Source organism: Caldimonas thermodepolymerans (genome assembly GCF_015476235.1).
Taxonomy (GTDB): Bacteria; Pseudomonadota; Gammaproteobacteria; order Burkholderiales; family Burkholderiaceae_C; genus Caldimonas; species Caldimonas thermodepolymerans.
The window spans coordinates 3670715-3690711 of the sequence record NZ_CP064338.1; the positions used below are offsets into that span (position 1 = coordinate 3670715).

Annotated in this window: 18 protein-coding genes; 13 read left to right on the plus strand and 5 right to left on the minus strand. The window is 72.9% G+C overall.

Annotation, left to right across the window (positions count from 1 at the left end):
* Positions 1-61 precede the first annotated feature (61 nt).
* From IS481_RS17350 to IS481_RS17395, 10 genes are read left to right on the plus strand one after another with little or no spacing between them, the layout of a single operon-like run.
* Entirely contained in the window at positions 62-1477 is a 1416-nt protein-coding gene (locus IS481_RS17350; RefSeq protein WP_104356416.1) for a type II and III secretion system protein family protein, read from the plus strand.
* A 13-nt stretch (positions 1478-1490) separates the two neighbouring features.
* The gene (locus IS481_RS17355; RefSeq protein WP_104356417.1) at positions 1491-2708 is read left to right on the plus strand and encodes a CpaE/TadZ family protein; all 1218 of its coding nucleotides are present in this window, start codon (positions 1491-1493) and stop codon (positions 2706-2708) included.
* Positions 2709-2749: 41 nt separating this feature from the next.
* Positions 2750-4069 carry a TadA family conjugal transfer-associated ATPase gene (locus tag IS481_RS17360; RefSeq protein ID WP_104356437.1) on the plus strand — a complete coding sequence of 440 codons (1320 nt, stop codon included), beginning with the start codon at positions 2750-2752 and terminating at the stop codon, positions 4067-4069.
* Entirely contained in the window at positions 4062-4946 is an 885-nt protein-coding gene (locus IS481_RS17365) for a type II secretion system F family protein (protein ID WP_104356418.1), read from the plus strand. The genes IS481_RS17360 and IS481_RS17365 overlap by 8 nt, the downstream gene beginning before the upstream one ends.
* Positions 4946-5899, plus strand: a complete 954-nt coding sequence (locus IS481_RS17370) for a type II secretion system F family protein (protein ID WP_170067440.1) — start codon at positions 4946-4948, stop codon at positions 5897-5899. The genes IS481_RS17365 and IS481_RS17370 overlap by 1 nt, the downstream gene beginning before the upstream one ends.
* Positions 5900-5903: 4 nt before the next feature.
* Positions 5904-6749, plus strand: coding sequence for a tetratricopeptide repeat protein (locus IS481_RS17375; protein WP_104356420.1), 846 nt, complete (start codon positions 5904-5906; stop codon positions 6747-6749).
* Between the two features lie 53 nt (positions 6750-6802).
* Positions 6803-7342 (plus strand): hypothetical protein, encoded by a 540-nt coding sequence (locus tag IS481_RS17380; protein ID WP_114699319.1) that lies wholly within the window; start codon positions 6803-6805, stop codon positions 7340-7342.
* Entirely contained in the window at positions 7332-9101 is a 1770-nt protein-coding gene (locus tag IS481_RS17385; protein WP_165908678.1) for a TadG family pilus assembly protein, read from the plus strand. The genes IS481_RS17380 and IS481_RS17385 overlap by 11 nt, the downstream gene beginning before the upstream one ends.
* 52 nt (positions 9102-9153) lie before the next feature.
* Positions 9154-10584, plus strand: coding sequence for a sigma 54-interacting transcriptional regulator (locus IS481_RS17390; protein WP_104358843.1), 1431 nt, complete (start codon positions 9154-9156; stop codon positions 10582-10584).
* Positions 10584-11351 (plus strand): DUF2968 domain-containing protein, encoded by a 768-nt coding sequence (locus tag IS481_RS17395; protein WP_104358844.1) that lies wholly within the window; start codon positions 10584-10586, stop codon positions 11349-11351. The genes IS481_RS17390 and IS481_RS17395 overlap by 1 nt, the downstream gene beginning before the upstream one ends.
* A gap of 27 nt (positions 11352-11378) precedes the next feature.
* Here the strand turns inward: IS481_RS17395 and IS481_RS17400 are convergent, their stop codons facing one another.
* The 4 genes from IS481_RS17400 to IS481_RS18555 are packed head-to-tail and all read right to left on the minus strand — an operon-like array spanning position 11379 to position 14323.
* Entirely contained in the window at positions 11379-12581 is a 1203-nt protein-coding gene (locus tag IS481_RS17400; protein ID WP_104358877.1) for a CaiB/BaiF CoA transferase family protein, read from the minus strand.
* Positions 12578-13381 (minus strand): ChaN family lipoprotein, encoded by an 804-nt coding sequence (locus tag IS481_RS17405; protein ID WP_104358845.1) that lies wholly within the window; start codon positions 13379-13381, stop codon positions 12578-12580. Before IS481_RS17405 ends, IS481_RS17400 begins: the two co-directional genes overlap by 4 nt.
* Positions 13382-13390: 9 nt before the next feature.
* Positions 13391-13843: a LysR substrate-binding domain-containing protein gene (locus IS481_RS18550; RefSeq protein WP_336470042.1), complete on the minus strand. Its 453-nt coding sequence runs from the start codon at positions 13841-13843 to the stop codon at positions 13391-13393.
* A gap of 12 nt (positions 13844-13855) precedes the next feature.
* Entirely contained in the window at positions 13856-14323 is a 468-nt protein-coding gene (locus IS481_RS18555; RefSeq protein ID WP_336470041.1) for a LysR family transcriptional regulator, read from the minus strand.
* Positions 14324-14432: 109 nt separating this feature from the next.
* On the opposite strand from IS481_RS18555, the gene IS481_RS17415 reads away from it, so the two are divergent.
* From IS481_RS17415 to IS481_RS17425, 3 genes are all read left to right on the plus strand, one after another.
* The gene (locus tag IS481_RS17415; RefSeq protein ID WP_104358846.1) at positions 14433-15074 is read left to right on the plus strand and encodes an NAD(P)-dependent oxidoreductase; all 642 of its coding nucleotides are present in this window, start codon (positions 14433-14435) and stop codon (positions 15072-15074) included.
* 208 nt (positions 15075-15282) lie between these two features.
* On the plus strand, positions 15283-17526 hold the full coding sequence (locus tag IS481_RS17420; RefSeq protein WP_104358847.1) for a putative bifunctional diguanylate cyclase/phosphodiesterase: 2244 nt from the start codon (positions 15283-15285) through the stop codon (positions 17524-17526).
* Between the two features lie 158 nt (positions 17527-17684).
* Complete coding sequence (locus tag IS481_RS17425) at positions 17685-18389, plus strand: glutathione binding-like protein (protein WP_104358848.1); 705 nt, start codon at positions 17685-17687, stop codon at positions 18387-18389.
* Positions 18390-18393: 4 nt separating this feature from the next.
* Here the strand turns inward: IS481_RS17425 and IS481_RS17430 are convergent, their stop codons facing one another.
* A complete protein-coding gene (locus IS481_RS17430) occupies positions 18394-19941 on the minus strand; it encodes a sigma 54-interacting transcriptional regulator (protein WP_104358849.1) in 1548 nt (515 codons plus the stop codon).
* Between the last annotated feature and the right edge of the window lie 56 nt (positions 19942-19997).

The following is a 19997-nucleotide window of genomic DNA, read 5'->3' on the forward strand; positions in this document are numbered from 1 at the left end:
GCCCGCAACGAAGAACGCCCTGCTCCACCGAATCATGAACCGTTCGACCGGGAATGCCCTTATGAAACCGCACCGCCCCTCGCTGCCGGCCCGCCTGGCCGTTGCCGTCGCCCTGGCGATCACCGGCGCCGCGACGCCCGGCCCGTGGCTCGGCACCGCCGCTGCCGCCGAACAGGACGCCGTGCTGCGCGTCGGCGTCGGCGAGCAGACCACGCTGAAGCTGCCCGCCGCGGCGCAACGACTGTCGCTCGGCAACCCGGCGGTGGCCGGCATCGACGTGCTGAGCCGCACCGGCGGGCGCGAGCTGCTGGTCACCGGCAAGGCGCCCGGCAGCACCACGCTGCTGGTGTGGCTGCCTCAGCGCGCCGAGCCGATGCGCTGGCGCGTGAGCGTCAACGCGGCCGTGCCGTCCTCGCTGCGCCCCGGCGCGCCGCAGGTGCAGGCCGACGGCGAGGTGGTGGTGCTGTCCGGCGAGGTCGACGACGCGGGCGCGCACGAGGAAGCGCTCACGCTGGCGAAGAAGGCCGCCGGCCCCGAGGGCACGGTGATCGACCGCTCGGTGATCCGCGTCAGCGAGCAGGTGCAGGTCAGCGTCAAGGTGGTGGAGTTCAGCAAGACCCTGCTGAACCAGGCCGGCATCAACATCTTCTCGAGCACCGCGGGCTTCACCTTCGGCGTGTTCTCGCCCAACACGCTGGGCGGCATCTCGCTGCCCGCGGTGACGCGCACCGGCACCGGCGGCCCGATCACGGTCAGCGGCGTGCCGCCGATCGCGCAGGCCTTCAACCTGGTGGCCGGCGTCGGCGCCAACGGCCTGAGCGGCTACCTGAGCCTGATGGAGGCCAACAACCTGCTGCACGTGCTGGCCGAGCCGACGCTGGTGGCACGCAGCGGCCACAAGGCCTCGTTCCTCGCCGGCGGCGAGATCCCGGTGCCGGTGCCGCAGAGCTCGGGCAACGGCTCGAACACCATCACGATCCAGTACAAGAAGTACGGCGTCGGCCTGGACCTGGTGCCCACCGTGGTCTCGAAGGACAAGATCGCGCTGCAGGTCGCGCCGACGGTCAGCGCGCTGGACTACCAGCACGCGGTGCTGATCCAGGGCTTCGAGGTGCCGGCGCTGACCACGCGCCAGGTCGAGACCTCGGTGACGCTGGGCGACGGCGAGAGCCTGATCATCGGCGGCCTGGTCAACCGGCAGATGCAGCAGAACATCCAGAAGATGCCGCTGCTGGGCGACCTGCCGATCATCGGCGCGTTCTTCCGCAACATCTCCTACCAGAAGACCGACACCGAGCTGGCCATCATCGTCACCCCGCGCCTGGTGCATCCGGTGGCCGCCGGCGCCGAGCTGCCGCCGCTGCCCGGCGCCGAGCTCGAGCGCACCCGCTTCAGCCTCGGCCGCGCGATGTTCCTGCCGGGCGACGGCCGCGCGCCCAAGGACGACGACGCCGCGGCCCCCGGCCTGAGCGACTGAAGGGACGCGCCCGATGAACCGTCCCGCCTCGCCCACCGTGCTGGTGCTCAGCCCCGACTGGTCCAAGGTCGCGTGGCTGCGCGACACGCTGGCCGACGTGGCCGTCGTGCTCGATGCCGCCGAGGACGCCGAAGGGCTGCTCGCGCAGCTGCGCGACCTGCCCGGCGCCCCGCTGCTGGTGGACTGCACCGAAGCCGCCGCGCCCGCGCAGTCGCTTGCCGAGGTGGCGCTGGCCAGCGCGCCGCGCCTGAAGGTGCTGGGCCTGGGCAGCTATGCCGAGCCCGAGTCGATGGTGCGCGCGATGCGGCTCAAGGCGCAGGACTTCGTGCGCCTCGACGCTGCGCCGCAGGAGGCGCGCAAGCTGGTGCAGCAGCACCTGCTCGCCGCCGCCCCCGCGGCGTCCGCGAAGGCCGGCGCGCCGCGCTGGATCGCGGTGGTCTCGGCCCACCCGGGCGTGGGTGCCAGCACGCTGGCCCTGCACCTGGCGGCCCTGGCCGCCGCGCAGCGCGAGCGCGGGCGCACGCTGCTGCTGGACTTCGGCCAGCCGGTCGGTGACTGCCTGGCCTACACCGCCACCGCCGCCAAGGTCGGCTTCATCGAGGCGCTCGAGCAGCTCGCGCGCTGCGACTGGCACTACTTCGACCACGCGCTGCCGCTGCAGCACGGCCTGCGCATCCTGCCGCGCCACCTCGGCGAACCCGGGGAGCCGCGCCTGGCGCCGGCGTCGCAGCTGCTGGGCATCCTGCGGCACCACTTCCGGCTCGTGGTGGCCGACGTCGGCGCCGGCGTCGAGTCGGCACTGTCCGACCAGGTCGTCCAGCAGGCCGACCGCGTGCTGGTGGTGGCCGAACAGAGCCTGCGCAGCGTGATGGCCACGCAGCGCCTGCTGCAACGCCTCAAGGGACTGTCGCCCGACAGCGTCGGGCTGGTGGTCAACCGCGTCGACGACGGCATCGGGCTGACGCCGGCCTACATCGCCAAGTCGCTGGAACTGCCGCTGTGGGCCACGCTGCCCGAGCGTCGCCGCGCGCTGGTCGATGCGGCCAACGCCGCCACGCTGCTGACCAAGAGTACCCCGCGCGATCCCTGGGTGCGCGCCCTGCACCCGCTGGTCGAGCGCGTCGCGCCCGCCTCCGATGCGGCCGGACATGCCGGCCCGTCGGCCGCGCGCGAAGGCCTGTCGAAGTGGATGTCCTGGTGGCCCGCCCAGCGCATGGGCCGTGGCACCTGAGCCGAGCACAGAAAGAACTCGCCATGAACAACCCGCAGCCGATGTCTACGCTGGATCAGCCGCGCAACAACATCCAGGTCAGCGCCGAATACCTCACCTTCAAGGCCTGGGCCCACGAGAAGCTGGTCGAGCGCACCGACGAGCTCGGCCACGACTTCGCGGTGATGTCCAAGCCGGCCGTGCGCCGCTTCGTCGCGCTGGAGATGGACCGCCTGATCCAGGAGATCCGCATCCCGCTCAACGAGAAGGAAGTCGAGCAGCTGATCGACGACCTGACCAACGAGCTGACCGGCTTCGGGCCGCTGGAAGGCCCGCTGCGCGACCCCGAGGTCGAGGACATCCTGGTCAACGGCCCGTACAACATCTTCATCGGCAAGAAGGGCGTCATCGAGCCGAGCGACCTCGTCTTCATCGACGAATGGCACCTGATGCGCATCATCTACCGCCTGCTGCTGCCCACCGGCCGGCGCGTGGACGAATCCAGCCCGATGGTCGATGCGCGCCTGCCGCTGTACGGCCGCATCAACGTGGTCATCCCGCCGCTGGCGCTGGACGGACCGACGCTGTCGATCCGGCGCTTCCCGGCCGACCCGCTCAAGGCCAAGGACCTGATCGACCACGGCACGCTCACGCCGGAGATGCTGGAGTTCCTGCAGGCCGCGGTGCAGAACCGCTGCAACATCCTCATCAGCGGCGGCACCAGCAGCGGCAAGACCACGCTGCTGAACATCCTGGCCAGCTTCGCCCGGCCGCAGGAGCGCATCGTCACGATCGAGGACACCGCCGAGCTGAACCTGCAAGCGCGCCACATCGTGCGCCTGGAGACGCGCCCCGGCGGCCATGACGGTGCCGGCGCGATCGACGCGCGCGACCTGCTGCGCAACGCGCTGCGCATGCGCCCGGACCGCATCATCGTCGGCGAGGTGCGCGGCTCCGAGGCGATGGAGATGCTGCAGGCGATGACCACCGGCCACGACGGCTCGATGGGCACGCTGCACGCCAACAGCCCGCGCGAGGCGCTGCAGCGGCTGGAGCTGCTGCTCAGCTTCGCCGGCTTCCCGGGCCAGGAAGTGACGCTGCGCCGCCAGATCGCCTCGGCGCTGGAGATCATCGTGCAGGTCGCGCGCCTGGCCGACGGGCGCCGCCGCGTGCTGTCGATCACCGAGGTCACCGGCATGGGCGACAACATCGTCGCGCTGCAGGAGCACTTCCGCTACGAGCCGCGCACGCTGCCCGACGGCACGCTGCAGGACTACTGGATCAACAACGGACTGCGCCCGCACACGCGCAAGCTGCACCACTACCAGCCCAGGTCGCAGGGCCTGCAGAACTGGGCGCACGAGGAGGTCTCGCGTGGTTAGCGCCCTGGCCTTCCTGTTCGCGGCGCTGTGCCTGCTGGCCGCCGCCGTCCTGGTGTGGCGCAAGAGCCGCCCGCCGCTGGCCGTCGGCGCGCTGCACCCCGGCGCGTCCGCCGAGACTCTGCACCTGCCCGACTGGCCGTGGAAGGACCGCGTGCGTGCCTGGCTGCGCAAGTGCGGCGTGACCGACCCGCGCGGCTTCGCGATCCGGCTGGCGATCGGCACCCTGCTGTGTGCGGTCGTCGCGGCGCTGCTCGCGCCGTGGTGGGCGGTCCCGCTGGTGCCGTGCACGGTGCTCGTGCTGGCGTGGCTCGCGTTGGTGTGGCGGGGGCAGCGCCGGCGCGCGCAGATCGTCGTGGAGCTGCCGAACTTCCTCGACGGCATGGTGCGCATCACGCGCGTGGGCGCCAGCCTGCCCGCGGCGCTGCTGTCGATGTCCAAGGACGCACGCGGCCCGATCCGCGACGTGTTCCTGCAGGTGGGGCTGCGCCAGCAGGCGGGCCTGTCGCTGGACCAGGCGATGACGCAGGTCGCGAAGTTCTATGACATTTCCGAGCTGCACCTGCTGGCGGCCATCCTGCGCCTGAACCAGCGCTACGGCGGCCGCGTGGACACCGTGCTGGAACGCATCGCCGAGTGGATGCGCTCGCGCGTGGCAGCGCAGGCCGAGCTGGCCGCGCTGTCGTCCGAGACCAAGATGTCGGGCCTGCTGCTGAGCCTGCTCGTGCCGGGGCTGGGCGCGTTCATCTTCATCACGAACTACCGCTACATGGCGCTGATGCTGAAGGACCCGACCGGGCGCACGCTGCTGGCCGTCGCGCTCGCGCTGATGGTCAGCGGCATCGTCCTGCTGGCCCGCCTGGCGAGGATCAAGGAATGATGGGAAACAGCCTCCAATGGGCCCCGATCGCCATCGGCATCAGCGTGGCCCTGATCTCCGGCGTGGTGCTGCTGGGCGCCTGGTGGCTGCTGCAGCGCCGCTGGACCCAGCGCCGGGCGTCGGCGCTCGCGGCCCGTTGGGCCGCCGGTGCCGACGCGGTGATCGAACACGCCGACGACGGCGCACACCGCTCGCGCCTCAGCCGCGCGCTGGAGGCGATCGGCCGCGCCCTGGCGCCGGAATCGCAGGGCAACGGCGAGGAACGGCAGCTGCTGGAGCAGTCCGGCTGGCGCGCCCCCTCGGCGTGGTGGATCTTCATGGGCCTGCGCTTCGCGCTGGCCGCGCTCGGCCTGGCCGTCGGGGCGCTGGCGTCGGTGGGCTCCAGCGGCAAGGGCGCGCCCGGCTGGCTGCTGCCGGTCGGCGGCGCGATCGCCGGCTGGCTGCTGCCCAAGCTGGTGCTGCACGCGGTCGCGGCGCGCCGGGTGGCGCGCTTCCGCGCCGAGCTGCCGCTGTTCGTCGACCTGGTCGGCCTGCTGCAGAGCGTGGGCCTGAGCATGGAGCAGTCGCTGTACTCGCTCGGGCAGAGCCGCGACCAGGGCCTGGACGTGATCGGCCACGAGCTGGAGGAAGCCAACCGTCTGGTCTACGCCGGGCGGGCGCGCATGGACGCGATGGACCACATCGCCGCCTGCATGCACGACGACGACTTCCTGGAACTGGTGTCGCTGCTGCGCCAGATCGAGCGCTACGGCGGCGACGTCTCGACCTCGCTGAAGACGTTCTCCGAACGCCTGCACGAGAAACGCCGCATGGCCCTGCGCGAGCGGGTCGGCAAGATCACCGTGAAGATGACCATGGTGATGGTGCTGACCATGCTGCCGGCCCTGCTGCTGCTCACCGCCGGACCGGGCTTCCTCGGCATCCTGCGCAGCCTGGAACGCATGGGAGGGTAATCCGATGAACGCCATCCATTCCGACCCGCACCCCGGCCTCGCCTGGCGCGCCCTGCTGGGCGCCCTCGTGCTCAGCCTGGCCGGATGTTCCAGCCTGCAGCAGCCCGCGCGCAGCGCCGAGCGGCCGGTGCCGCCGGCCGTCGAGGCCAAGGCGCCGGACGAGGCGCGGCTGTACCTGGAACTGATCCACAAGATGCAGGCCGGCGGCCAGTACTACGCGTCGCTCGCCTACCTGGACAAGTACGACACCCAGTTCCAGGCCAGCGCGCAGACCCGCTTCCTGCGCGCCACCGCCCTGCGCAAGGTGGGGCGCCTTGACGAAGCCGGGCAGATCTACGACAAACTCGCGCAGGTCGCGGATTACGCCGCACAAGCACACAACGGGCTGGGGCTGATCTGCGCGGAGAATGGGGATTACGCACAGGCCAAGGCCCATTTCCAGGCCGCAGCAGCGAAGGACCCCACCAACCTCGACATCCTCAACAACCTTGGCTATGCCGCCCTGGCCTCCGGTGACCTGGAGGCCGCGCAGATCGCGCTGTACAAGGGCGGGCAACTCGGCCCGAAGGACCGGCGCGTGTGGAGCAACATCGCCGTGCTGGAGATCCTGCGCGGGCGGCCCCGCAACGCCGAGCGGATCATGGACCACTTCCAGCTCGATCGCGATCGCCGCGCCGCGATCCAGCGGGAAGCTGCCCGCTGGTCGACCGCCCAGGTCCCGCCCGAGACCGCCCCGACGGCGCAGGCGCCTGCCCCCCGGCGCGGCGGCACGTCCGCCGTGCTGCTGCAGCCGCGCGTCACGCACGCGCTGGTGCCCCATGCGCCCGCCGCCCCCGGCTGGGCGCAGTGAACGCCGCCCGCCAGGGATGTCCCCCGCCCGAAGAAGAAAGACCGAAGACCGCCATGCTGCCTTCCCTCGCCTTCGTCCCTGCCCGGCCCCGGCGCCCCCTGTGCGCGGTGGCGCTGGCCTGCGGCCTGAGCCTGGGCGCCGCCGCCCAGGCCGCGCCGGACGCCGGCTGGACCCAGCCGCCGCTGCTGCAACGCCACGAGGCCGCCGCCCGGCCGGCCGAGCCAAAGCCCGTCGCCGAGGCCCGGCCGACGGCCACGCCGCGCACGGTGACGCCGGTGACCGCGCCGGCCGGACCGCAGGCCTCCGCAGTGCAGGCCGCGCAAGCCCCGGCCGCGCCGTCCGCCGCCGTCGCCGCCCCGGCCCCCAAGCCGGCCCCCGCGGCGCCGGCCACCGGCGTGGCGACCGGGGACAGCGTGCGCCGGCTGCTCGACTTCCAGGCCCAGGGCACGCAGGCCGGACGGCCGACCTGGCTGGAAGGCCGCGCCCGCTCGGCGCAGGCCCAGGCCAAATCGGCCGGCGATGCGCCCGCGGCGGGCATGCCGCAGGCCACCGACCCCCTGCACGGCGCGAGGACGGGCGGTGGTGCGCGCTGATCGGTCCCCACGCCCCGGTCCGCGCCGCCAGCGTGGCGCCATCGCCATCCTGGCCGCGCTGCTGCTGCCGATCGCCATCGTGGCGGCGGCGTTCGCGATCGACCTGGGTCACCTGTTCTTCGTCAAGCGGGACATGCAGAAGGCGGCCGACGCGGCCGCGCAGGCCGCGGCGCAGCGCCCCGACGACGCCCAGCGCACCGCGCAGGAAGTGGCGCGACTGAACGGCTTCGACGCCGACGCCGGCGTGGTGACCGCCACGCTGGGGCGCTGGGACCCGGCCGGGCCGACCCAGGCCTGCCCGCCGTGGCGCACCGGCGGCTGCACGCCGCCCTCGTACTTCGCCAGCGGCCTGCAGCCGTTCAACGCCGCCCAGGTCGTGCTGCGCCGCGACGTGCCGCTGTTCTTCTTCGCCGGCGCGCGCACCATCGAGGTCGGCGCGATCGCCGCGCGCGTCGATGCGGCGGGGCTGTCGGTCGGCGGCCGGCTGGCTTCGATCGACACCGAGCAGTCGCGCCTGCTCAACGCGCTGCTGCGCGGGCTGCTCGGCACCAGCCTGAGCATCGACGCGGCCGGCTACCGGGCGCTGGCCGACGCCAACGTGCGGCTCGGGCCGCTGAAGGAGGCGCTGGGCGTCGGCAACTTCGAGGAGCTGCTGCAGGCCGGGCTGACGCTGCCCGTCCTCTACGACGGCATCCTCACCGCGCTGGGCCAGGACGGCGTGCTCGACAGCGCTGCCGGCGGCGCGCTGCACCTGCTGCTCGACGCGGTCAGCGCCCCCCTGCGCAGCGTGACGGTGCGGCTGGCCGACATCCTGGACCTGTCGCTGCCCACCGCGCAGTCCGCCACCGAGGCCCGCGTCAACGTGTTCGGGCTGGTCACCGCCGCGGCGATGGTGGCCAACCGGGGCCACTTCATCGAGATCCCCGACCTCGGGCTGCAGGTGCCCGGGGTGCTGGGCATCCGCGCCGGGCTGGTGGTGATCTCGCCACCGTCGCTGGCCTACGGCCCGCCGGGGCAGGACGCCGAGGGCCGCTGGTACACCCAGGCACGCAGCGCCCAGATCGGGTTGAAGCTGGACGTGCGGGTCGCGCCGCTGCTGGGCGACACCGTGCACCTGCCGCTGTACCTGGACGTGGCCGCCGGCCAGGCGCGCCTGGCCGAGCTGCAGTGCGGCGTGCCGCGCTCGGCCACGCGCGCGGCCATCGACGCCAACGCCTCGCTGGCCAACGTGGTCGTCGGCGACATCGACGACGACGCGCTGAGCGACACCCACCGCCCGCTGCACGAGCGCGTGCGCGGCGCGACGCTGCTCAACGTCCTCGGGCTGATCCGGGTGTCGGTGAAGGACGCGCTGGTCGTGCCGGTCGGCACGGGCGGCGCCTCCGGCGGCCAGCAGGGCTGGCAGCGGCTGGAATTCACCGGCGCGCCGCCGCTGATGCAGACCGTCGACAACAACGCGGTCGGCTCGGTGCTCGGCACCGTGGTGGGGGCGCTGCGCGACCAGCTGCGCCCGGGCAACCTCAACGTCGTGGTGCTGAGCGAGTCCGGGCTGCTGGGCCTGGTGGGCGGGCTGGTCGGCGGCCTGGTCAGCGGTGTCGTCAGCGGCCTGCTGGACCTGCTGCTGCCGCTGCTGACGCCCCTGCTGCAGGTGCTGGATGCGGTGCTGGTGCCGGTGCTGCGCCTGCTCGGCGTGCAGCTGGGCGCGGCCGACGTCGGCCTGGACACGGTGTCGTGCAACCAGGCCGGCTTGGTTTATTGACCTTTGATCGACCTTTGCAACCCATGATGCCCAGGTCTTACGACGCAGCGAGATGACGGTGAACCTGCTATTGCTGGAAGGCGCGACCGAGTTCGCCACCCGAGTCCGCAGGTGCCTGGACGTGGCCGATGTCCAGGCCAACGTCTTCACGTGCTGCGAGGAATGGCAGCAGTTCAACGACGGCCACGCGCAGCTCGACGGCGCGATCGTCGGCACCGGCTTCCTGGAAAACCCGCGCTTCCGCCAGGCCGACTGGGACCTGGTGCAGGGCCTGCCGGTGCTGTGGATCGGCTCCAAGCCGCCGGCGCTGTACTGGATCGGGGGCAAGAACCCCGTCGTGCTGCACGAGGACTTCACGTTCACGCAGCTGCGCAGCCGGCTGGTCGAGCTGGGCATCCTGCCGCGCTCGCACGGCATGGCGCCGGCCGCGCGCCGGGCACCGACGGACGAGGACGACTTCAGCGCCAGCATCCTGCACCGCTCGCCGCGCGTGACGCAGCTGATCGAGGACTGCCGCGCCTACGCCTGCGTGGACAGCCCGGTGCTGCTGATCGGCGAGACCGGCACCGGCAAGGAGCTGTTCGCGCGCGCCGTAGCGCAGGGCCACCCGCGCTACGGCAAGGGCCCGTTCGTGCCGGTCAACTGCGGCTCGATCCCGGAGACGCTGTTCGAATCGCTGTTCTTCGGGCACGCCAAGGGCTCGTTCACCAATGCCTCGCGCGCCCACAAGGGCCACCTGGTGCAGGCCCACGGCGGCGTGCTGTTCCTCGACGAGATCGGCGACCTGCCGCTGCAGCAGCAGGTCAAGCTGTTGCGCGCGCTGGAAGATGGCGTGGTCTGGCCGGTCGGCGCCACCGAGCCGGTGCAGACCGACTTCCGGCTGGTGGCCGCGACCAACCGCGACCTGCGCGAGATGGTGCGCGAGGGCCGGTTCCGCGCCGACCTGTACTACCGCATCGCGGTGATCGAGATCGCGATCCCCTCGCTCGACACGCGCGGCCCGGACGACAAGGTGCTGCTGTTTGCCACCTTCTTCCAGCGCACCATGCAGAAGGTCGACCCGCACGCGCAGGTCGAGCTGCCGCCGTGGATCGTCGAGCAGGTCGCCGCGCGGCGCTTTCCCGGCAACGTGCGCGAGCTGATGAACCTGGCGCAGCGCACCGCGGCGCTGTTCGCCCGCTACCGCAGCTTCGACCGGGAGCGCTTCGACGGCATCTTTGCCGACAGCCACGAGCTGGCCTTCCCGCGCCCCGCGGAGGCCGCGACCCCGCAGCCGGCCTGGCGCATGGACCAGAGCCAGGAGCGCCTGCGCATCATCGACGCCCTCAGGCGCCACGGTGGCCGCCGCGAAGCCGCCGCGCGCGCGCTGGGCATCAGCCGCAAGACCTTGTGGGAGAAAATGCGCAAACACGAACTGCTGGCCGAGCCGGGCACCCCGGTGCTCGGTTCGCCTACCCCCGACACGGGCCCCGGAGAAAACTGATGACCTTGTTCCGCCACGTCGCGCTCCTCGCTGCCTTCGCCATCCCTGCCACCGCCCTGGCTGACGCCTCGTTCTGGCCGGGCGAGCGACCTGCCGCGTCCGGACGCCCGGCCGCCGCCGAGCCGGCCGCCCCCGCGGCGTCCGCGGTGGAACCCCCGCCCGAGGCGGCCTCCGCGCCGCGCCAGCCGCCCGCGCTGATGCGCGAGCTGACCGCGCTGATCGAGTCGCGCCAGGTCAACGAGATGCGCACCACCTACAACGGCCCGTTCGCCGCGGCGCTGTTCTTCGAACCGGAGAACCTGAACTACTACGTCGCGCTGCTCAAGGGCCAGGACTTCTGGTGGATCGGCCGCACCACCGACGCGAAGGAAGCCGAGACGCTGTACACGCGCATGGCGGAGCAGACCGTCACGCTGGCCGCACCCGACCTGGAGAAGATGCAGCTGGACGCGCGCATCGCCGCCACGCGCCGCCAGCTGGAACAGGCGCGCCGCCGCCAGGGCGAGCTGGCCGAGCAGCTGCAGGCCCAGCGCCAGGTCATCCGCGAGGGCGTGGCCGCGCAGGCGCGCCTGCAGTCGGAGACCCGCCAGCTGGCCGAGGAACGCGCCCGCCTGCAGCAGCAGCTGCAGTCCATCAGCGCCACCATCGACGCGCTGGAAGCCGCGGCCAACAAGGTGCCCAACCTGGGCGCCGTGCCGGGAGCGTCCGAGCCCGCCGCCGAGCCGGCGCGCAGCCGCCAGCGCCCGGCGCGCCAGCCGTCGCGCTGAACGGCCACGCGCGCGGGCGCGGCAGCGTCAGATCACGCCGCGCTCGCGCAGCTGGGCGATCTGGGCCTCGGTGAGGCCCGCTTCCTTCAGCACCGCGTCGGTGTCCTCGCCCAGCACCGGCGCACGCCGGCGGATCCCGCCGGGCGTTTCGCTCAGCCGGGGCACGATGCCCGGCACCTCCACCGTCAGGCCGTCGTGGGTCCGGACCGGCAGGATCATGTCCCGCGCGCGGTAGTGCGGGTCCTCGGCGATGTCGCGCGCGGTGTAGATGCGCCCGGCCGGCACCTGCGCCGCGGCCAGCGCCTCCAGCACCTCGGTGACGCCGCGCTCGCGGGTCCAGGCGCCGATCGCCGCATCGATCTCCTCGACGCGCGCCACGCGCCCCACGTTGGTCGCCAGCTGCGGGTCCTGCCCCAGGTCGTCGCGGCCGATGGCGTGCATCAGGCGCTTGAAGATCGAGTCGCCGTTGCCCGCCACCAGCACCCAGCCGTCGCGGCACGGATAGGCGTTGCTCGGCGCGATGCCGGGCAGCGCCGAGCCGGCCGGCTCGCGCACCACGCCGAAGGCGCTGTACTCGGGCAGCAGGCTTTCCATGCAGTTGAACACCGCCTCGTACAGCGCCACGTCGACCACCTGCCCGCGCCCCGTGCGGTGCCGGTGGTGCAACGCCATCAGCACCCCGATGACGCCGTGCAGCGAGGCCAGCGTGTCGCCGATGCTGACACCCACGCGCACCGGCACGCGGCCCGGCTCGGCGGTCAGGTGCCGCAGGCCGCCCATCGCCTCGGCCACCACGCCGAAGCCCGGGCGGTCCTTGTAGGGACCGGTCTGCCCGTAGCCGCTGATGCGCAGCATGATGAGCCCCGGGTTGCTGCGGCTCAGCGCCTCGTAGCCCAGGCCCCAGTTCTCCATCACGCCGGGCTTGAAGTTCTCGATCAGGATGTCGGCCTCGTCGGCCAGGCGCCGCACGATCTCGCGCGCCTCGGGCTGGCGCAGGTCCAGCGTGACGCTCTTCTTGTTGCGCGACTGCACCTGCCACCACACGCTGGTGCCGTTGTGCAGCAGGCGCCACTGGCGCAGCGGGTCGCCCGAGCCGGGCGGTTCGATCTTGATCACGTCGGCGCCGAAGTCGGCCAGCGTCTTGGCCGCAAAGGGGCCGGCGATCAGCTGGCCCAGTTCGAGCACCTTCAGGCCCTGCAGCGGGCCGGCGGCGGAAGTCGTCATGGTCATCGCGAGGTCGGGGAAGTGGAAGCGGGAACGGAAGGCAGGCCGCGCGCGCGCAGCGCGGCGCAATGGTCCTGCGGCGGCTCCGGGCGCGCCGGCCGCCATTCGTCGAAGCCGGGCTCGGCCGTCTCGCCGTAGGCCGAGGCGTAGCCGATGCTGCGGATGCCCAGCTGCGGCGCCAGCGCCGCCAGGTGCAGCGGCACGCCGCTGGCGCGCGAGGCATGCATGGCGCCGGCCAGCATCACCACCACCGCGTCGGCAGGCGCGCCTGCCGCGGCCTCGGCCACCACCTGCGCCAGGCTGCGGTCGCGCGCAATCTGCATGCGCGCCATCGGCACCAGCCGGGCCTCGGGCAGCAGGCCGCAGTGGCCGTCGCGCACCGCGTCGAGCAGGCGCGCACGGGCCTCGGCCGGGATGGCGGTGTCCCAGTGCGGCCGCTGCATGGCCTCGCGCAGCCGGGCCTGCGCCAGGTTGCCGCCATGGACCGGCACGCCGGCGCGCACCGCGTTCATCACCACCTCGCGGTAGCGCGGCCAGGGCCAGCCGGCGTCGTTCCAGCGCAGCGCGGCGCGCACCGCGTCCTCGGCCGCGTCGCGCGGCAGCCCGCGGGTGTCGGCCCCGCGCTCGGCCATCTCCAGCACCACCGCGTGCAGGCGGCCTTCGGTGCCGAGCCGGCGGATGTCCGCCGCAGTCTGCCGCTGGTGGTCGGCATGGTCATGGCGTTCGCCGTACAGCCAGGCGCTCTGCGCGGCCGCCGGCGGCAGCGCGGCCAGGCACAGCAGCCAGGGCAACAGTCGTCCGTCCATGCCGCGATCCTACGCGCTGCCGGCCAGCACGCTGGCCAGCGACAGGCTGCCGGCCAGGCCGGCCAGGTAGTCCTGCAGCGCGGCGATCGCGTGGCGCACCTTGGCAGGCTGCGAATCGCGCCGCGGCGTGACCGCGTACATCGGCAGCGGGGCCGGGCGCCACTGCGGCAGCACCGCGACCACCGTGCCGGCGCGCAGCGCCGCGTCCGAGTCCTGCAGCCCCAGCACCGCGATGCCCAGCCCGGCCTCGCACATCTGCTGCAGCGCGAGCTGGTTGTTGCTCGTCACGCGCGCCGGCGGCCGCGGCCGCTCGACCGCGCCGCCCGGGCCGTGCAGTTCCAGCTGCGCGCCCACCTGCCGCGGCGGCAGGCGCAGCCAGTCGTGCTGCAGCAGGTCGCGCGGGCTGGCCGGCATGCCGCGCCGCGCCAGGTAGGCCGGCGCGGCACACAGCACCATGTCCAGGCTGGCGAGCCGCTACGCGACCCAGCTCGAGTCGGGCATGCGGCCGAAGCGCACGGCGAGGTCGATGCGCGCTTCGACCAGGTCGATCAGCTCGTCGCTGACCTCCAGGTGCAGGCTCAGGCCCGGGTTGGCCGCCAGCAACGGCGCCAGCGCCGGCCCCAGGTGGCGCGCGAAGCCCACCGGCGAGGCCACGCGCAGCTCGCCGACCGGCGCATCGCGCAGCTGCATCAGCTGCTGTCCGGCCCGGCGCGCGGCCGCCACCATCGCGGCGCAGCCCTCGTGGAAGCGCTCTCCGGCCTCGGTCAGGCGCAGCCGGCGCGGCGAGCGGTGAAGCAGCGCCACGCCCATGTCCTGCTCCAGCGCGCGCACCTGCTGGCTGACCGCCGAGGGCGTCGTGCCCAGGGCGCGCGCGGCCGCGTGCATCGACCCGTGCTCGACCACCGCCGCGAACACGGCCATGCGCTTGAGCTGGTCGATCATTCAGTTTTTCTGAATTTCAAAATCAACCTTGCGAGTCTAGTTCAGGTTTTCTTTTTGCCGTAGGGTGTGAGGCTCGTTCCTTCACGCACCGCAAGAAAGGCTGGAAGCCATGAAACTCGCTCTCATCGGACCCACCGGATTCGTCGGCTCGGCCGTGCTGGACGAAGCACTGCAGCGCGACCACCAGGTCACCGCCCTGGCACGCACCCCGGGCAAGCTCGCCGCGCGCGACGGCCTGACCGTGGTGCAGGCGGACGTGCTGGACCCCGCCCAGGTCGCCGCCGCGGTGGCCGGCCACGACGCCGTCATCAGCGCCTACAACCCCGGCTGGAGCGACCCGCAGCTCTACGACACCTTCCTGCGCGGCACGCGCGCGATCTTCGAGGGCGTCAAGCGCGCCGGCGTGAAGCGCCTGCTGGTGGTCGGCGGCGCCGGCAGCCTGTACGTCAAGCCCGGCGTGCAGCTGGTCGACACCCCCGAGTTCCCCGAGGCCTGGAAGCAGGGCGCGCTGGCCGCGCGCGAGGCGCTGAACCTGATCCGCCAGGAAACCGGGCTGGACTGGACCTTCGTGTCGCCGGCCGCGCGCCTGGAGCCCGGCGAGCGCACCGGCAAGTACCGCCTGGGCGCCGACGAGCTGCTGATGGACGGCGACCAGCCCGCGCGCATCTCGGTCGCCGACCTGGCGGTGTCCATCCTGGACGAGGTCGAACGCCCGCAGCACATCCGCAAGCGCTACACCGCTGCTTACTAATGTAACGGCGACACATTGATCCGGGGCAACCCTCAGCCGCGTCACCGGCGGCTGCGGGCCGGAAACGACCGGCGCGGCTTGATGCCGGTCAATGGCACGGATCCAGGGGCATGGTCTGATCCTGCCTATCGCGGCGCAGCCGCGCCGGATGTTCCCTTTCATGCCCTGTCCCCGATCCCCTTCCGACAGCACCGCCCCGCGGCGCGGTGTGGACGCCACCCTCTGGCTCGCCGCCGGCGGCTACGCGGTTGCCGCGGCCGGCTGGCTGGTGGTGGCGGACCGGTTGGAGGCCGCCGCAGCCACGCGTGCCGCGGTGCTGGGCCTGATGACGCTGGTGCTGCTCGGCTGGGTGCTGCACCGGCGCGACCGGCTCCGCCAGGCCGCGGTGCTGGACGCGATGCGACGGCGGCTGTGGCTGCTGGACGCCATCGTGCAGGGCTCGCCCGACGCGATCTACGCGAAGGACACGCAGGGCCGCTACCTGTTCGCCAACCGCGAAGCCTGCCGGCGCCTGGGCGTGCGTCCCGAGGAGATGCTCGGCCGCACCGCCGACGAGTTCTTCCCGCCCGACGAAACCGCCATGCTGCAGGCCCGCGAGCAGGAGGTGCTCGCGCAGCGCCAGCCCCTGCGCACCGAGCGCAAGCTCACCACCCCGAGCGGCCGCCACGCCTATGCGGCCACGGTGGGGCCGTTGCTGGACGCGCAGGGCGAGCTGGTCGGCGTGTTCGGCATCAGCCAGGACATCGATGCGCACAAGCAGCGCGAGACCGACCTGCGCCCCTGGGCGGTCGCGCTGCAGAGCACGCGCGACGGCGTGATGGTCACCGACCGCCATGGCAACATCCGGACCGTCAACCGCGCCTTCACCGAGATCACCGGCTACGCGCTGGAGGACGTGGTCGGACGCAAGCCCTCGCTGTTGCGCTCGGGGCGCCACGACGCGGATTTCTACCGCGCGCTGTGGCAGGCCATCGACCGGGACGGGTGCTGGCAGGGCGAGATCTGGAACCGGCGCAGGAACGGCGACATCTATCCCGAGTGGCTGACCATCACCCGCGTGCATGACGACGACGGCGAGCACACGCATTACGTCGGCGTGTTCACCGACATCAGCCGGCTCAAGCACAACGAGGCCGAGCTCGAGCGCCTGGCCCACTACGACCCGCTGACGCAGCTGCCCAACCGGCGCCTGCTGCTCGCGCGCATGGACCAGGCCATCGCGCAGGCCCAGTGGCAGGACGGGCAGGCCGCGGCGCTGCACGTCGGGCTGGACGGCTTCAAGTTCGTCAACGAGGGCTTCGGCCATCCGGTCGGAGACGAGCTGCTGCAGGCCGTGGCCGCGCGCCTGCAGTCGCGCCTGCGCCAGGGCGACCTGCTGGGGCGCCTGGGCGGCGACGAGTTCCTGGTGCTGCCGGGCCGCCTGTCCGAGCCGGGCGAGGCGGCGCTGCTGGCGCGCGACCTGCTCAACACCTTCCGCGAGCCGGTGCCGCTGTCGGGGGGTCGCGACGTCTACATCACCGCCAGCATCGGGATCAGCGTGCACCCGGCCGACGGCTGCCACAGCGGCGTCGAGATGCTGCGCAATGCCAACGCCGCGATGCACCACGCCAAGGAGCTGGGGCGCAACCGCTTCTGCTTCTTCACCGCCGACCTGCAGGCCCAGGCGGTCGAGCGCCTGCAGCTGGAAGCCGCGCTCAAGCGTGCGGTCGAACGCGACCAGCTGCTGCTGCACTACCAGCCGCGCGTCGACGCGCGCAGCGGCCGCATGTGCGGCGTCGAGGCACTGCTGCGCTGGGACCATCCCGAGGCCGGCCTGATGGCCCCCGGGCAGTTCATCCCGGTGGCCGAGCGCAGCAGCCTGATCCTCGAGCTGGGCGCCTGGGTGATCGACCGCGCCTGCCAGCAGGCCCGGGAGTGGATCGCGCAGGGCTGGAGCGACGCGGTGGTGGCGGTCAACGTCGCCGCGCGCCAGTTCACCAGCGGCCACCTCGACACGGTGGTGCAGCAGGCGCTGGCGCGCCACGGCGTGCCGGCCCGCGCGCTGGAGCTGGAACTGACCGAGAGCATGCTGATGCAGGAGCCGGACGCGGCGGTGGACATGCTGCGCCGCCTCAAGGCGATCGGCGTGCGGCTGTCGCTGGACGACTTCGGCACCGGCTACTCCAGCCTGGGTTACCTGCAGCGCTTCCCGATCGACGTGCTGAAGATCGACCGCTCCTTCGTGCAGACCATCGGCTGCGGCCCGGACGGCGCGGCCATCGCCGACGCGGTCATCGCGCTGGCGCACCGGCTGAAGCTGCGCGTCGTCGCCGAAGGCGTGGAGATTGAGGCGCAGCGGCGCTACCTGCTCGCGCAGGGCTGCGACGAGCTGCAGGGCTTCCTGTTCAGCCGCCCGCTGCCGCCCCAGGCCCTGGCGCTGCCGGCGCCGGCGCACGCCCTGGTCGACGGCTGAGCGCGCCGCAGGCGCAGCAGCCCCCCCCCCCCGGGGGGACGGCGCCGGCTGGCGTCCCCACCGCCGGCAAGGCCGTGCCCCGGCTGCGCCTGGCGCATCGCGCGGCGCTGCAACAATGCACGGTCGTCTTCGCCATCCGTTTCCGAAGAAAGGCCGTCATGACCGACCTGTCCCGATTCCCGATCACGAAGAAGTGGCCCGCGCAGCACCCCGACCGGCTGCAGCTGTACTCGCTGCCCACGCCCAACGGCGTGAAGGTGTCGATCCTGCTGGAGGAAACCGGCCTGCCCTACGAGCCGCACCTGGTGAACTTCGAGACCAACGACCAGCTCTCGCCCGAGTTCCTCTCGCTCAACCCGAACAACAAGATCCCGGCCATCATCGACCCCGACGGCCCGGGCGGCGAGCCGCTGCCGCTGTTCGAGTCGGGCGCGATCCTGCTGTACCTCGCCGACAAGACCGGACAGCTGATCCCCAAGGACCCGGCGCGCCGCTGGCAGACCGTGCAGTGGGTGATGTTCCAGATGGGCGGCATCGGGCCCATGTTCGGGCAGGTGGGGTTCTTCCACAAGTTCGCCGGCCGCGAGTACGAGGACAAGCGCCCGCGCGACCGCTACGTGGCCGAGGCGAAGCGCCTGCTCGGCGTGCTGGAGCGCCACCTGCAGGGCCGCACCTGGATCATGGACGAGGAGTACACCATCGCCGACATCGCCACCTTCCCGTGGATCAACAACCTGGTCGGCTTCTACGGCGCCGGCGAGCTGGTCGGCTTCGACGACTTCCCGAACGTGCAGCGCGTGCTGCAGTCGTTCCTCGCGCGCCCGGCGGTGCAGCGCGGGCTGAGGATCCCGGCGCGCGGCTGAGCGCTCAGGGCGTGCCGCCGCCCGGGATGCCGTACTTGCGCAGGCGCGCGGCGATCGCGGTGTGCGAAGTGCCGAGCCGCTCGGCCAGCCGGCGCGTGGACGGGTACTGCGGCCACAGGCGCTGCAGCAGCGCGCGCTCGTAGCGTTCCACCGCCTCGTGCAGGCTGGTGACCTGCTCGTCGCCCAGCTCCGGCGCCGGCGCGGTCGCGGCCCCGGCCAGCTCCAGGTCGTCGACGTCGATCACCGAGCGGTCGCTCATCGTCACCGCGCGGAAGATCACGTTCTGCAGCTGGCGCACGTTGCCGTGCCAGGGGTTGGCCAGCAGTGCCTGGGCGGCGGCACGGCTCAGGCGCGCGCGGGGGCGCCCGGCCTGGGCGCAGGCGCGCTCGATGAACACCTGCGCCAGCGGCAGGATGTCCTCGCGCCGCTCGCGCAGTGGCGGCACGTACAGCTGCAGCACGTCCAGCCGGAACAGCAGGTCCTGCCGGAAGCTGCCGGCGGCCACCATGTCCTCCAGCGAGCGGTGCGTCGCGCTGATGATGCGCACGTCGGCCCTGAGCTCGCGCTCGCCGCCCACGCGCCGGAAGCTGCCGTCGTTGAGGAAGCGCAGCAGCTTGGCCTGCAGGTACGGCGACATCTCGGCCACCTCGTCGAGGAACAGCGTGCCGCCGTCGGCCAGCTCCAGCAGCCCCGGCCGGCCGCCGCGCAGCGCCCCGGTGAAGGCCCCGGGCGCGTAGCCGAACAGCTCGCTCTCGGCCAGGCTCTCGGGCAGGGCCGCACAGTTGAGCGCGAAGAACGGCTGGTCGCGCCGCCGGCTGCCGGCGTGGCAGGCATGGGCGACCAGCTCCTTGCCGGTGCCGGTCTCGCCGCGGATCAGCAGCGGCGCATCCACCTGCGCGACCCGCGCGGCGCGTTGCCTGAGCTGGCGGATCGCCGCCGAATGGCCCAGGATGGCCTCGAAGCCGCCGGCGCTGTAGTTCTGCAGCGCGCTCAGCCGCTCGCCGAGGCGGTGCGGCGCGTGCAGCGTCACCACCGCACCGGCCACGTGGCCGCCGGCCTCGTGCAGCGCGGTGGCCTCCAGCAGGTAGGGCTGGCCGCCGAACTGCACCTCGCGCACCGGCAGCCGGTCGCCCGGCGCCGTCACCGCGGCGGCCAGCTGCGCGTCGCCGGTCAGCTCGGCCAGCGTGCGCCCGGCCAGCGCGTCCTCGCTCAGCCCGCAGGCCTGCGCCGCGGCCGGGTTGGCCACCACCACCGTGCCGTGGTCGTCGACCACCAGCACCGGGTCGGCCAGCGCCGCCAGCAGCGCGTCCAGGTACAGCCGGCGGCGCGCGCCGGGCAGCATCGCCAGCTCGGTGACGCGTCGCACCCCGTGCACCTGCATCAGCGCCTCGCGCACCTCGGGGTAGAGCGCCGCGCTCAGCCCGGGGGCTTCCAGGTAGATGTGCGGCGGATCGACCTCGACCGCGACCACGTCGAGCAGGCGCGCGGCCAGCACGGCGAGGATCTCCTGGGCGATGCCGACGCGGTCGGTGAACAGGATCTGCAGGCGCATGTCCGTATCGTATTCGTGACACCGTCACGATTTCGTGACGCCGGTGCCACGAGGCC